Annotated in this window: 12 protein-coding genes and 1 tRNA gene; 4 read left to right on the top strand and 9 right to left on the bottom strand. The window is 66.6% G+C overall.

Annotated elements, in window-relative coordinates:
• Positions 1 to 78: 78 nt before the first annotated feature.
• Entirely contained in the window at positions 79 to 1,446 is a 1,368-nt protein-coding gene (gene pmbA, locus ACVCMC_RS01045) for a metalloprotease PmbA (RefSeq protein WP_447098365.1), read from the bottom strand.
• A gap of 93 nt (positions 1,447 to 1,539) precedes the next feature.
• On the opposite strand from pmbA, the gene ACVCMC_RS01040 reads away from it, so the two are divergent.
• The 3 genes from ACVCMC_RS01040 (at position 1,540) to ACVCMC_RS01030 (ending at position 3,105) form a co-directional block, all read left to right on the top strand.
• The gene (locus ACVCMC_RS01040) at positions 1,540 to 1,824 is read left to right on the top strand and encodes a DUF1653 domain-containing protein (RefSeq protein ID WP_395119755.1); all 285 of its coding nucleotides are present in this window, start codon (positions 1,540 to 1,542) and stop codon (positions 1,822 to 1,824) included.
• On the top strand, positions 1,821 to 2,372 hold the full coding sequence (gene yjgA, locus ACVCMC_RS01035; RefSeq protein WP_395119756.1) for a ribosome biogenesis factor YjgA: 552 nt from the start codon (positions 1,821 to 1,823) through the stop codon (positions 2,370 to 2,372). The genes ACVCMC_RS01040 and yjgA overlap by 4 nt, the downstream gene beginning before the upstream one ends.
• A gap of 160 nt (positions 2,373 to 2,532) precedes the next feature.
• Positions 2,533 to 3,105: a YkvA family protein gene (locus ACVCMC_RS01030; RefSeq protein WP_447098364.1), complete on the top strand. Its 573-nt coding sequence runs from the start codon at positions 2,533 to 2,535 to the stop codon at positions 3,103 to 3,105.
• 99 nt (positions 3,106 to 3,204) lie between these two features.
• Here ACVCMC_RS01030 and ACVCMC_RS01025 read toward each other — a convergent pair.
• From ACVCMC_RS01025 to grxD, 6 genes are all read right to left on the bottom strand, one after another.
• Positions 3,205 to 3,281, bottom strand: a tRNA-Asn gene (locus ACVCMC_RS01025).
• Positions 3,282 to 3,349: 68 nt separating this feature from the next.
• On the bottom strand, positions 3,350 to 4,750 hold the full coding sequence (ppnN, locus tag ACVCMC_RS01020) for a nucleotide 5'-monophosphate nucleosidase PpnN (protein ID WP_447098363.1): 1,401 nt from the start codon (positions 4,748 to 4,750) through the stop codon (positions 3,350 to 3,352).
• Positions 4,751 to 4,916: 166 nt separating this feature from the next.
• Positions 4,917 to 8,162 (bottom strand): TonB-dependent receptor, encoded by a 3,246-nt coding sequence (locus tag ACVCMC_RS01015; RefSeq protein WP_447098362.1) that lies wholly within the window; start codon positions 8,160 to 8,162, stop codon positions 4,917 to 4,919.
• Positions 8,163 to 8,432: 270 nt separating this feature from the next.
• The gene (locus ACVCMC_RS01010; protein WP_395119760.1) at positions 8,433 to 9,032 is read right to left on the bottom strand and encodes a YhgN family NAAT transporter; all 600 of its coding nucleotides are present in this window, start codon (positions 9,030 to 9,032) and stop codon (positions 8,433 to 8,435) included.
• A gap of 83 nt (positions 9,033 to 9,115) precedes the next feature.
• Entirely contained in the window at positions 9,116 to 9,883 is a 768-nt protein-coding gene (locus tag ACVCMC_RS01005; RefSeq protein WP_447098361.1) for an SDR family NAD(P)-dependent oxidoreductase, read from the bottom strand.
• Positions 9,880 to 10,203, bottom strand: a complete 324-nt coding sequence (gene grxD / locus ACVCMC_RS01000; RefSeq protein WP_395119762.1) for a Grx4 family monothiol glutaredoxin — start codon at positions 10,201 to 10,203, stop codon at positions 9,880 to 9,882. The genes ACVCMC_RS01005 and grxD overlap by 4 nt, the downstream gene beginning before the upstream one ends.
• Before the next feature lie 112 nt (positions 10,204 to 10,315).
• On the opposite strand from grxD, the gene sodB reads away from it, so the two are divergent.
• The gene (sodB, locus tag ACVCMC_RS00995; protein WP_395119763.1) at positions 10,316 to 10,894 is read left to right on the top strand and encodes a superoxide dismutase [Fe]; all 579 of its coding nucleotides are present in this window, start codon (positions 10,316 to 10,318) and stop codon (positions 10,892 to 10,894) included.
• Positions 10,895 to 11,027: 133 nt separating this feature from the next.
• Here sodB and ACVCMC_RS00990 read toward each other — a convergent pair whose 3' ends face one another.
• Positions 11,028 to 12,188 carry a 5-(carboxyamino)imidazole ribonucleotide synthase gene (locus tag ACVCMC_RS00990; protein ID WP_447098360.1) on the bottom strand — a complete coding sequence of 387 codons (1,161 nt, stop codon included), beginning with the start codon at positions 12,186 to 12,188 and terminating at the stop codon, positions 11,028 to 11,030.
• Positions 12,185 to 12,688 carry a 5-(carboxyamino)imidazole ribonucleotide mutase gene (gene purE, locus ACVCMC_RS00985; RefSeq protein WP_395119765.1) on the bottom strand — a complete coding sequence of 168 codons (504 nt, stop codon included), beginning with the start codon at positions 12,686 to 12,688 and terminating at the stop codon, positions 12,185 to 12,187. Before purE ends, ACVCMC_RS00990 begins: the two co-directional genes overlap by 4 nt.
• Between the last annotated feature and the right edge of the window lie 48 nt (positions 12,689 to 12,736).

Raw genomic sequence — 12,736 nt, 5'->3', positions numbered from 1 at the left:
GTCGTGCCGATGCTAGCAAGGCTTGCGCCGCTTTGCCGCAAGAACCTGCCAACACGCCCAACCCCGCCGGAGGCGCGGCTACTCGCCGGCGACGGTCATGCGATCGAGCAGGATCGAGCCGGTGAGGACCGGCGAGCGCGGATCGACATCGTCGCCCACCGCCACGATGCCGGCGAACATGTCGCGCAGGTTGGCGGCGATGGTGATGCCTTCCACCGGATGCACGATGCGGCCGTGCTCCACCCAGAAACCGGCGGCCCCACGCGAATAATCGCCAGTGACGATCGACACGCCCTGGCCCATCACCTCGGTGACCAGCAGACCGGTACCCAGGCGCCGCAGCATGCCGGCGAAATCGGACGCCTCGCCATCGGCCGCGCCCGCGGCCACCACCAGATTGTGCACGCCGCCGGCGTTGCCGGTGGATTCCATGCCGAGCTTGCGCGCCGAATAGCTGCCCAGCATGTAGCGCGCCAGCACGCCGCCTTCGATCAGGGCGCTGTCGCGCGTGGCCACGCCCTCGGCATCGAAATTGGCCGAGCCCTGGCCGCGCTGAAGATGCGGCCGCTCGTCGATATTCAACCATGCAGGCATCACCGCCTGGCCCACATGGTCGAGCAGGAAGCTGGCCCGCCGATACAGCGAGCCACCGCTGACCGCCCCGAGCAGATGCCCGATCACGCCGCGCGCAAGCTCCGGCGCGAACAGCACCGGGCATTGCCGGGTGGACAGGCCGCGCGCCCCAAGCCGCGCCAGCGTGCGCTCGGCGGCCTTGTCGCCGAGCGCCTTCGCGCTGATGAAATCGCCCGCCGCGCGCACGCTGTCGTACCAGTAATCGCGCTGCATGCCGTCCTCGTCGCCGGCGATCAGCGCCAGCGACAACGCGTGGCGGGTGCCGCGCTCGCGGCCCACGAAACCGTGCGAGTTCGCGTACACGGACAGACCCTGCCCGGCCTGCACGGAGGCGCCATCGGAGTTGCTGATGCCGGCATGTGCGCGCCCGGCATCCTCGATCGCGATGCCCAGCTCGATCGCCTGCGTGGTGTCGATGTCCCAGGGGTGCCACAGGTCCAGTTCCGGGAACGCGCTGGCCATGCGCGAGGCATCGGCCAGCCCGGCGGCGGGATCGGCCTCGGTGTAACGGGCAATCGCACAGGCCTGGTCCAGCGTCGCCTGGATCGAATCCGGATGCAGGTCCGCCGTGCTGGCCGAGCCCTTGCGCTGGCCGAAATACACCGTGAGCCCGAAGCCGCGATCGCGGGTGTGCTCGACCGTTTCCACCTCGCCGAGGCGCACATTCACGCTGAGCCCGGTGTCGATGGTGGCGGCCACTTCGGCCTGGCTGGCGCCGGCGATCCGCGCGCGGCGGATCACGTCCTCGGCCAACTCGGCGAGTCGATCCAGTTCGGATGTACTGCTATCGCGGCTGACGACGGCTTCACTCACGTTGGTCTTTCCTGGGCAAGGGGCGGGTAGAATAGGCGGCTCGCAATCGCCAGAGCGTTCACATGGGGGCGCGGCGGGAGAATGAAAGGAGCCATGAGCCTTCCCTCGCCACCTGCCCCGGGCATCTATCGCCACTACAAGGGCCGGCGTTATCGCGTGCTGGGTACCGCGCGGCACAGCGAGACGCTGGAGTCGATGGTGGTCTATCAGGCACTCTACGGCGAACATGGCCTGTGGGTGCGGCCGGCCGCCATGTTCACCGAAACCATTGATCTGCACGGCACGCCGACGGCACGCTTTGCGCTGGAGCAGGCCGAAGCCGACCCCGCCGGCAACGCCGCCGACGATCCACCCGCCCCTGCCGGAATGAACCCGTGAGCCCCAGCCGCAGCCGCAACCAGACCGAACTCGACGAACAGGACTACGGCCCCAGCCGCACCCAGCAGCGACGCGAGGCGCTCGCCGTGCTGACGCTCGCCGGCCAACTGGTCGAGCTGCCCGCCAGCCGGCTGGCCAAGCTCGACCTCCCCGACGACGTGCGCCGCGAGATCGAGATCACCCGTCGCATCACCGCACACGGCGCCAGGAAGCGCCAGATGGCGTTCCTGGCCAAGGTCATGCGCCGCTTCGGCGAGGAGGATTTCGCCGCCGTGCGCGCCGAGCTCGGCGAGAACCGCGAGAAGCAGCGCCAGGACACCGCCGCGATGCACCGTCTGGAAGCGATCCGCGACCGGCTGGTCGACGGTGACGACGCGGCACTGGCCGAAGTGATCGCCGAACACCCGCAGGTCGATCGCCAGCACCTGCGCTCGCTGGTGCGCCAGGCGCGGCTGGAGCGGGAGACGCCGAACAAGCCGCCCCGCGCCTTCCGCGAAATCTTCCAGCTGCTGAAGGAACTGACCGCCGGCAATTCCGACGCTTCCTGAGCGCGCCGACGCACGTCCGCGTCGTCCGCTGCAGCAGCTCGCGAACTGCCCTGCATCGCCCGTCGCAAGGACGCGCGGAGTCGGCCCCTGCCAATTGACGGCCATGCGCCGGCTGGCATAGGCTGGCAATCTTTTCCCACCGCCTCGCGAGTCGCCAACCATGAGCCTGGAACTGCACATCACCCTCAGCGACGCTGACCTGAAGCTGTTCGTCGACAGCATCACCGAGGCGCGAAAGCAGGTGGACACCGTGGATGCCATCAGCATCGTCGGCGCCGCGCGCAAGCTGCTCGAGGAAACCAATCGCGCGGAACTGCCCGACTTCGTCGCCAACCGCCTGAAGCACCTGGACACCATGATCAGCATGATCGAGGACGCCGGTTTCGCGCTGCCCGAGGAGGATCGCGACAACGTGCTGGCCGCGCTTGCGTACTTCTCCAGCCAGGATGACGTCCTCCCCGACAATGTTCCCGTGCTGGGCTTCCTCGACGACGCCATCATGATCGAGCTGTGCATGCGCGAGCTGCAGTACGAAATCGAGGCCTACGACGACTTCCGCATCTGGCGCGACAATGAGGCGACCCGCCGCGGCGAAAGCAGGGCCGGCCTGATGCTGAACCGCGTGGAATGGGCCGAGGCTCGCCGCCAGGAGGCCATCGAGCGCATGCACCGCCGCCGCCGCGAAGCCTATGCCGGCGGCAGCTGGACGCCGGTACTGTTCAAGGTGCGCTGAGCCGGCATCGGCCTCACTCGCGAAGGGCGCTGCGGCGCCCTTCGTCGTTTCCGCCAACGACAAAGGCCGGCAGTTTCCTGCCGGCCTTTGTCTTGCATCTGGCGCCCGAAGTTGGACTCGAACCAACGACCCCCTGATTAACAGTCAAGTGCTCTAACCAGCTGAGCTATTCGGGCGGGAGCTGCGTAGTTTGTCGACGCGGCGGCGTACTGTCAAGCCGCCGGCCGCATGATCCGCCGCCGATTCAGTGGGTGATCACGCGATAGCAAGGCACGTAGGCCGAACCGCCCGGCAACTTCATGCGGTGCTGCTGCACGAAGGCCTGCAGCAGCTGGTCCAGCGCGCGCATGATGTCGACATCGCCGTCGATGGCGAACGGCCCGTTGCGCTCGATCGCCTGCACGCCCTCTTCCTTCACGTTGCCGGCGACGATGCCGGAGAACGCCCGCCGCAAGTCGGCGGCAAGCTCGTGACGCGGGCGGCCGTGGCGGATCTGCAGCGCACCCATCGCCTCGTGAGTGGGCCGGAACGGCTGCTGGAACTCCAGCGGGATCTGCAGCGCCCAGTTGAAGAAGAACGCGTCCTTGGTGTCGAGCCGGTTGTGGCGCACTTTCTCCAGCCCCTTGACCATCGTGCGCGCCACCGTCTGCGGATCGTCGACGATGATCTGGTAATGCCGCGCGACCTCGTCGCCGAGGGTCAGGCGCAGGAAGCGGTCGATCTGCTCGAAATAGGCGGCCGAATGGCGCGGGCCGGTGAAGATCAGCGGGAAGGGCGTGCTGGCGTTGTCCGGGTGCAGCAGGATGCCCAGCAGGTACAGGATCTCCTCGGCGGTACCGACGCCGCCGGGGAACACGATGATGCCGTGGCCCAGCCGCACGAACGCCTCCAGGCGCTTCTCGATATCCGGCATGATCACCAGGTGGTTGACGATCGGGTTCGGGGATTCGGCCGCGATGATGCCCGGCTCGGTGATGCCGATGTAGCGGTTGTGCCGGCGCCGCTGCTTGGCGTGCGAGATCGTGGCGCCCTTCATCGGCCCCTTCATCGCGCCCGGGCCGCAGCCGGTGCAGATGTCCAGCCCGCGCAGGCCGAGCTGGTAGCCGACCAGCTTGGAATAGTCGTACTCCTCGCGGGAGATGGAGTGGCCACCCCAGCACACCACCAGGTTCGGGTCCACCTGCGGCTTCAGGATGCGCGCGTTGCGCAGGATCTCGAACACGCCCTGGGTCAGCGCGGAAGAGGGGTCGAGATCGAGCCCGAGCTGTTCCAGCTGGGTCGACACGTAGACGATGTCGCGCACGACCGCGACGAGCAGCTCGTTGATGCCGCGGATGATCTCGCCGTCGACGAACGCCTGGGCCGGCGCGTTCGAGAGTTCGATCTTCATGCCGCGATCCTGCTGCAGCACCTGGATGTCGAAATCGGGGTACTGCTCCAGCATCGCGCGCGGGTCGTCGCTGACGTTGCCCGAGGTCAGCACTGCCAGCGCGCAGCGCCGCAGGAGCGCGTGCAGCCCCGAGCCGCTGGCACCGCGCAGGCGGGCCACCTCGTGGCGCGAGAGCACGTCGAGCCCGCCGATCGGGGTGATGCGGGCGCTGACCGCGCCCGGTTTGCCGGCACGGCCGGCCTGGAAATCATTCATCCACAACTCTCCTGCCGCTGACGACGTGACTGCCTCATGCAGCGTCGTGGCGGGTTGCCAAGCATCCGCTGCGCGAATCATCGGGTCAAGACAACACGATGCCGATGTGCCTTCGCAAAAAAAACCGGCACCCTGAGGTGCCGGTCGTTTCGGAACGATGCCGCGATCAGAACGTGTAGCGCAACGTCAGCATGGCCGACCAGCGCGACACCACGCGGGTCGGGTTGGAACCGGCGTCGTAGCGGATCAGCTGCTGCGGCTGGTAATTGCCGTTCTGGTCGGTGGGCAGGTAGTAGATGTACTGGCCTTGCGCATTCACGCCGTTGGATCCGGCCAGCGTGCGCGTGTTGAACTGGCCGTTGACGGTCTGGCCCCAGTCGCTGTCGAGCAGGTTGAGGAAGTTGTAGACGTCCAGACGCACGACGCCCTTGTTGCCCTTGAAGATGCCCGGGACTTCCTGCGAGAAGCTCATGTCGAGCTGATTGACCCAACCGTAATGATCGGTGTTGCGGCCGGCGATCTGGCCCCGGTGACGGCTCAGGTACTTGTTGCCCGCAATGTAGTCCTGGAACTGCTGGATCAGTTCGGGCGATGCGCTGCCGTAGCTGACCTTGGGGTCGTTCACCGTCGGGATGTAGATCGGGTCCTGATAGGTGATGCCGTCGCCGTTGACGTCGCCGGAGAAGATCCAGCTGTACGGCAGGCCGCTGTGGCCGCTGTAGAACGCCGACACGCTGGTCTTGTAGTTGCCGAAGAACGCATGCTGCCAGGTCAGCGACGCCTTGAGCGCCCGCGGGATGTTGCGGTCGGCGGTGGCGGCGACTTCGTCATTGACGTTTTCGCGCACCACGTACTTGTAGCCGGAGAACGCCTGCGAGCTGTTGCCCGGGTTGACCTCGGTGGCATGGCTGAAGGTAAGGCTCACGTTACCGAACCAGCTTTCCGAGAAGGGCTTGGCCAGCGCCAGGGTCAGGCTGTCGGACTTGCCCTTGCCGGTGTTGGTGAGCAGCGTGGACTGCTGGTCGAACGCCCGGTCGCGATTGGCCGCCGCATCCTTGTCCGCACCTTTGATGCTGCCGTTCTCGCCCGGCGTCTTCCAGTACTGGAAGCGGCCATCGGGCAACGTGCCGGTCGGCGCGCCGATGTTGATGGCCTTGTAGAAGATCGCGTTGTCGGCCTGGATATGCTGCAACTCCACCGAGCTGATCAGACCCCACCACGGCAATTCGGCATCGAATGCCAGGGTGGTCTTCCACACGCTGGGCAGCTTGAAGTCGGGGTCGATCGTGTCGACAATCCCCGATGGGACTAGCGTACTCGGAATGTTCTGGTGATACGGGTCCGGGCTGAACGCCGCATCCGCCGGATCGAACGACGAATAGCTGGCCACGGTAAGGCCGTTGTTCTGGTAGGGGTTGGTCATCCATACCGTGGGCGGCGTGGTCTGGAACAGGCCGATGCCGCCGCGCAACTGCATCATGCGCTCGGTGTTGAACGCGTAGTTGAACGCGAAGCGCGGCTCGACCACCTTGTTCTTGCTGCCCAGGCTGCTGTTGTTCGGGTAACCGAACGACTGCTGGAAGGCGGCGTTGTAGAACGGGGCATGGTCGGACTGCGGGATGTTCATGCGCAGGCCGTAGGTCACCGACAGGTTGTTGTTGACCTGCCAGGTGTCCTGGATGAACGGGCTGTACTGGCTGTACACCCACTGTGCCGCCACATCGTTGAGGGTGTAGCCCTGCGCCGGCTGGTACAAGTAGTACGAGGCGTAGTCGCGGTTCGCGAAATTGGTCAGCCCGTAGAACGTGTAATTGCCGTGCTCGGTGCGGCCGAACAGGTTGTAGATCTGGTCGCGCTGGAAGTCGATGCCGCCCTTGATGGTGTGGTCGCCAAGGAAATAGGTGCCGGCGATGAAGGCCGACCACTTCTTGGTGTTGATGGCATTCTCGTGGCGGTACTGATCCTCGCCCAGGTTGACCGACGGCCCCTTGTTGTCGTTGCTCAGGTAGACCTTCACCTGCGGCTGGTTGATCGCGTTGCCGGCCAGCTGTTCGAACGTCTGGTAGCTGATCTTGGCTTCGGTCGAGAAGTTCTCGCTCCAGTCATCGTAGAACTGCAGCGCGGCGTTCTTGGTCAGGCTGTCCTTGCTGTACCAGTAGCTGTCCAGGCCCACTTCCTTGGAGCTGTTGCCCTGCACGATGGGCTGGTTCTCCTTGGTGTACTGGTAGGTGAAGCTGGCACGATGGTCGTTGTTGATGTTCCAGTCGATCTTGCCGAGGTAGCGCTTGTCGGTCAGACCGACCGCACCGCCACCCAGGCTGCCCGGCTGCAGGCCAAGCGCCTTGGCGGTATCGATCACCTGCTGCAGGTCGCTGGGCGAGATCTTGTTGGAGGTGGACGCGCCGGTCAGCGACGGGTCCAGGCCGTTGGACGAGTCCGCGCCGATGCCGGTGGTCTTTTCCTGCTCGGCCGAGAAGAAGAAGAACAGCTTGTCCTTGATGATCGGGCCGCCCACGGTGACGCCGCCGGTCCAGTCGCGCTGGTAGCCGGTGTAGTCGTAACCGCGGTCGCCGTTGTCCAGCCAGCCGGCATTGCCGACCATCTTGTTGGCATTGCGATAGGCGTAATACACCGAGCCGTGAAACTCGTTGGTGCCCGACTTGGTGACCGCATTGATGTCGGCACCGACCGTGTCGGAGGTGACGTCGAAATTGGCGGTGGAGATGTTGTACTCGCCGATCGTGTCGACCGAGATCGGCGAACCCTGGTACGGCAGGCCATTGGCGTTGAGGCCGTAGGGGTCGCCCTGGGAAATGCCGTCGACGCTGATGTTGTTGAAGCGGTTCGGCAGGCCGGCCATCGAGATCGAACCGTCACCCTGGTCGGTCACGTTGATGCGCGGGTCGAGGCGCGCGATGTCGTCGATCGAACGGTTGCCCTGCGGCGTCGTCTCCAGCTCGCGCTGCGAGACGTTCATCGACAGGCCCTTGTTGTCCGCCGAGAAAATCTGGCTGAGCGCCGAGGTGGTGACCGTGACCGCGCTGAGGTCCTTGGCCTGAACCCCGGATGTGCTCATCTGCACGTTGATCGAGGATACCTGGCCCAGTTGCAGGTAGACGTTGTTCTTTTCCGCCTGCCCCATGCCCGTCTTGGACACGGTGATGTCGAACGGGCCGCCCACGCGCAGGCCCTGCGCGGTGTAGCGGCCGTCGGCGTCGGTGGTGACCGTCTTGGTGGTGCCTGACGGCTCATGCACGATCTGCACGGTGGCTCCGGCCACCGGCTGGCCGCTGGCGTCGACGATTCGTCCCGTCGCGCCGGAGGAGGTCACGTTCTGGGCGGCGGCCGGCGCGCCCGCAAGCAACGCAGCAATCGCAAACGGCAGCAATTTGGTGCGAATTCGGCTGTTCATGTCTTGTTCGTCCCTCGAGTCAACGACAAAAGAAAAGTATGTACGGAATCAAACATGCCGCGACCCGGGATGGCCCAGGCATGGTGGCGAAGCGTTTGATGGTCCTGCTTGGCTCCCGGCAGCGGTCCGCGCGGGACCGATGCGGGCGGCTGGCAGCTGTCTCCCTCTGCCAACCAATTGTTAAAAGAATTTTAACGGCATTGTATGACACTTTCATGCCAGTGGCACGTCACCCCGGCGACGGCCAACCGCCCCCGCGGGGCATGGTTTTCAGGGCATCGAACGCAGGAACGAGGCCACGCCGGACATGAACATCTGTACCGACAAGGCGATCAGCAGCATGCCCATCACGCGCTCCAGCGCGGTCAGCACGCTCTCGCCCAGCCAGCGGAACAGGTAGGTCGAGCTGAGCAGGATGATCGCCGTGGCCAGCCACGCCAGCAGCAGCGCGAGCACCCAATCCGCGGTGCGCCCGGGCTGGGTGTTGGTGAGCAGCAGCAGCGCGGCCATCGCCGAGGGCCCGGCCACGCCGGGGATCGCCATGGGCACGATGAAGGGCTCGCCCTGCCCCGGCTTGCCGAAGATGCCGCTGCCGTCGGCCGGCGGGAACACCATGCGGATGCCGATCAGGAACAGCACGATGCCGCCGGCGACGCTGATCGAGTCGGGCTTGAGCTGCATCAGGTGCAGGAACTGCTGGCCGCCGAACAGGAACACCAGCAGCACGCCGAGCGCGATCAGCAGCTCGCGCACCATCACCCGGCGCCGGCGCCGCGGCGGCACGTCCTTGAGCAGGCTGAGGAAGATCGGAATGTTGCCCAGCGGGTCCATGATCAGGAACAACATGATGCCCGCCGACAACGTGGTCATTTGCGCTTCCATTTCGACTCCCTGCAGTCAGGTTTGCGACGTGCCCCGATCGTGGATGCGCGGCGGGAGCCTGCCCGCGAGCTCTACGAGCGAAGGTCCAGCACCGCGCCGCGTGCCGCCCGCGCCTGCGGGCCGAGCAGATAGATGGCCGCATCGGCAGTGGCGTCCGGCGTGGGCTGCTGCATGATGTCGTCGCCGAAATAGGCCAGCCGGCGCAACGCCGTGCGCATCGGCGCGGGCAGCAGCGCGTGCACGCGCAGCGAAGTCTCGTCGGTTTCCTCGTGCAGGATCGCCGCCAACCGCTCCAGCGCGGCCTTGGACACGCCGTAACCGCCCCAGTGTGCACGTCGCAGCAGGTCAGGGCTGTCCAGCACGAACACCACGGCGCTGTCGGCAGCCTCGGTCAGCAGTGGCATGCAAGCCTGGGTCAGGGCGAACGGCGCGTTGACGTTGACGTGCATCGCGCGCAGCCAGTCGTCCGGTCGCTGCATGGAAATCGGCGTGAGCCCGGCGAAACTGGCCGCGCAATGCACGATGCCGTCGAGACGGCCGAGGTCGCGCTGCAAGCCCTCGGCCAGTGCGGCGTACTCGCGCGGCGTGGCCACTTCCATGTCCAGCGGATGGATCACCGGCTCGGCCAGGCCCTCCTCGCCCATCGCGTCGTAAAGCTTCTCCAGCTGCCGCTTGCGCTTGCCGGTGATGACCACGGTGGCGCCGGCCAGCGTGGCCGCGCGCACCACCGCGCTGCCGAGCCCGCCATAGGCGCCGGTGACCAGGATCACGCGACCGGCGAGGCTGCCGGCCTCGGGCTGCCAATCGGCCGGCAGGCGCGCCACGGGCAAGCCGCTCAAGAGGCGGCCCCCGCCACGTCGCTGGCCATGCGCGCGAGTTCGCCGGAGGACATCAGCTCCTCGATGATGTCGCAGCCGCCGATCAACTCGCCGTTGATGAACAGTTGCGGGAACGTCGGCCAGTTCGCGAAGTGCGGCAGCGCGGCGCGCACTTGCGGGTCGGCCAGCACGTTGACTGCGTGGAATGTCGCTCCTGCCCGAGTCAGCGCCTGCGCCGCGCGACTTGAAAAACCGCACATGGGATATTGCGGCGTGCCTTTCATGAAAAGCACGATGGGATGCTCGGCCAGCATCGCCTTGATTGGCTCGTTGATGTCCATGGTGGTGTTTCATCTTTACAATGCAGGCAAGCCGCTATTGTATCAGCCGCCCGTCGGCCGCCACCTGTTGCGCCGACATTTTCTCCCTCAGCAACATCCCAAGGAGTCGCTCATGGCCATCGAACTTCCCCCGCTTCCGTACGAAAAGAATGCATTGGAGCCGCACGTCTCCGCCGAGACGCTCGAGTACCACTACGGCAAGCACCACCAGGCCTATGTGACCAACCTCAACAAGCAGATCGAAGGCACCGAGTTCGCCGACGCGAAACTCGAGGACATCATCCGCAAGTCCTCCGGCGGCATCTTCAACAACGCCGCGCAGACCTGGAACCACACCTTCTACTGGAACTCGATGAGCCCGAACGGTGGCGGCGAACCCACCGGCAAGCTCGCCGACGCGATCAACAAGGCGTTCGGCTCGGTGGCCAAGTTCAAGGAGGAGTTCAGCAAATCCGCCGCCGGCAACTTCGGCTCCGGCTGGACCTGGCTGGTGCAGCGCCCGGATGGCTCGCTCGGCATCGTGAACACGTCCAACGCCGGTACGCCGATCACCGGCAGCGACAAGCCGCTGCTCACCGCCGACGTGTGGGAGCACGCCTACTACATCGACTACCGCAACGCGCGCCCGAAGTATCTGGAGGCGTTCTGGAACCTGGTCAACTGGGATTTCGCGGCGAAGAACCTGGCCTGATCCCACGGCTCACCGGAAAAAGGCGGCGCCAATGGCGCCGCCTTTTTCATGCCCGCTTTTGCACGAGCGCACCCTGTGCGCGATGGTTCCGGGTCACGTGACGAAAGGCTCGCGCACAGACGGGGGTGCGATCCTACCGGCCCGTCAGCGCACGCAACACGGGCGCCACCTGCGCCTCGCGCCCCAGCGCCTGCGCGACGTCGCGCAAGCGTGACGCCAGCGTGGCGGCATCGGGCGCGCACACGGTGGCATGACCGACCTTGCGCCCCTGCCGCGCCTGCTTGCCGTAGTCGTGCCAGTGGGCATCCACGCCGCGCAGCACCGGCGCGGCATCGGGCAACTCGCCGATCCAGTTGAACATGGCCGCCATGCCGCGCACGTTGGTGTCTCCCAGCGGCAGGCCGAGCACGGCGCGCACGTGGTTCTCGAACTGGCTGGCATGCGCGCCCTCGATCGTCCAATGGCCGGAGTTGTGCACGCGCGGGGCCATTTCGTTGCCGAGCAATTCGCCGTCGCGCACGAACAGTTCCAGCGCGAACACGCCGACGTAGCCCAGGCGTTCGGCCAGGATGCGCGCGTGCTCGCTGGCGCGCTGCTGTAGCGGGCCGAGGTCCGGCGCCGGTGCGAGGCTCATCGACAACACGCCGTCGACGTGCCAGTTGCCGGTCAGCGGCCAGGTGCGGAACTCGCCGTCGCGCCCGCGCACGGCGATCACCGACAGCTCGCGCTCGAACGGCACGAAGGCTTCCAGGATCAGCCCCAGCGTGGCCGCCTGGGCACCCAGCGCCGCCCAGGCCGCATCCGCGTCGGCCGCCGTGGCCAGCCGGAACTGGCCCTTGCCGTCGTAACCCAGGCGACGCGTCTTGAGGATGGCCGGGGCGCCGACCGCGGCCAGCGCCTGATCCAGCTGCTCGCGGGTGTCGACCGCCATGAATTCGGTGGTGGGCAGGCCGCAGGCGCGGAACAGGTTTTTCTCGGCCAGCCGGTCCTGCGCCACCGCCAGCGCCTCGGGCGCCGGGTGCACGGCGACCCGTTCGGCCAGCCAGTGCGCGGTATCGGCCGGCACGTTCTCGAAATCGAAGGTGACCACGTCCACCCGACGGGCGAACGCCTCCAGCGCGGCGCGATCGTCCCAACCGGCCACCACCAGCGGCGCCACCTGGCCGGCGCACGCATCGGCGGAGCCATCCACGACCAGGCAGTTCGCGCCCAGCGGCGCGGCGGCCACGGCCAGCATGCGGGCGAGTTGCCCGCCGCCGAGGATGCCCACCACCGGCTGCTTGCGGTCGCTCATGCCCGCGGGTCCGGCTGGGCGAGCACGGCTCGCGTCTGGCGCGCGCGCCATTGATCCAGCGCATCGGCCAGCGCGTGATCGTGCAGGGCCAGCACAGCGGCGGCCAGCAAGGCGGCATTGACCGCCCCGGCACGTCCGATCGCCAGCGTACCGACCGGAACCCCTGCCGGCATCTGCGCGATCGACAGCAGCGAGTCCATGCCGTTGAGTGCCTTCGACTGGACCGGCACGCCGAACACCGGCAGGCGGGTCTTGGCTGCCAGCATGCCCGGCAGGTGGGCGGCGCCACCGGCGCCGGCAACGACGACCTGGATGCCCCGCCCGGCCGCTTGTTCGGCGTAGCTGAACAGCAGATCCGGCGTACGGTGGGCCGAGACCACGCGAACCTCGTGTGCCACACCCAGCTCGGTCAGCACGTCGGCGGCGTGCTGCATGGTTTCCCAATCCGAATGCGAACCCATCACCACGCCCACGCGTGGTGTTTCTGTGGCTGCTGTCATGGCCGGAGTGTCCAAAAACCGTTATTGTACGGGCTTTCCCGGCCCGAC

The sequence above is a fragment of the Rhodanobacter sp. UC4452_H20 genome (assembly GCF_052978205.1).
Note: the sequence above shows the minus strand (reverse complement) of the source record. Positions and strands in the feature narration are given on the sequence as shown.

Coding starts and splice junctions, on each gene's coding strand:
- ACVCMC_RS01015 (WP_447098362.1), bottom strand. CDS start 8,162: ATGAACAGCCGAATTCGCACCAAATTGCTGCCGTTTGCGATTGCTGCG.
- grxD (WP_395119762.1), bottom strand. CDS start 10,203: ATGGACATCAACGAGCCAATCAAGGCGATGCTGGCCGAGCATCCCATC.
- ACVCMC_RS01030 (WP_447098364.1), top strand. CDS start 2,533: ATGAGCCTGGAACTGCACATCACCCTCAGCGACGCTGACCTGAAGCTG.
- sodB (WP_395119763.1), top strand. CDS start 10,316: ATGGCCATCGAACTTCCCCCGCTTCCGTACGAAAAGAATGCATTGGAG.
- ACVCMC_RS01040 (WP_395119755.1), top strand. CDS start 1,540: ATGAGCCTTCCCTCGCCACCTGCCCCGGGCATCTATCGCCACTACAAG.
- ACVCMC_RS00990 (WP_447098360.1), bottom strand. CDS start 12,188: ATGAGCGACCGCAAGCAGCCGGTGGTGGGCATCCTCGGCGGCGGGCAA.
- ACVCMC_RS01010 (WP_395119760.1), bottom strand. CDS start 9,032: ATGACCACGTTGTCGGCGGGCATCATGTTGTTCCTGATCATGGACCCG.
- purE (WP_395119765.1), bottom strand. CDS start 12,688: ATGACAGCAGCCACAGAAACACCACGCGTGGGCGTGGTGATGGGTTCG.
- ppnN (WP_447098363.1), bottom strand. CDS start 4,750: ATGAATGATTTCCAGGCCGGCCGTGCCGGCAAACCGGGCGCGGTCAGC.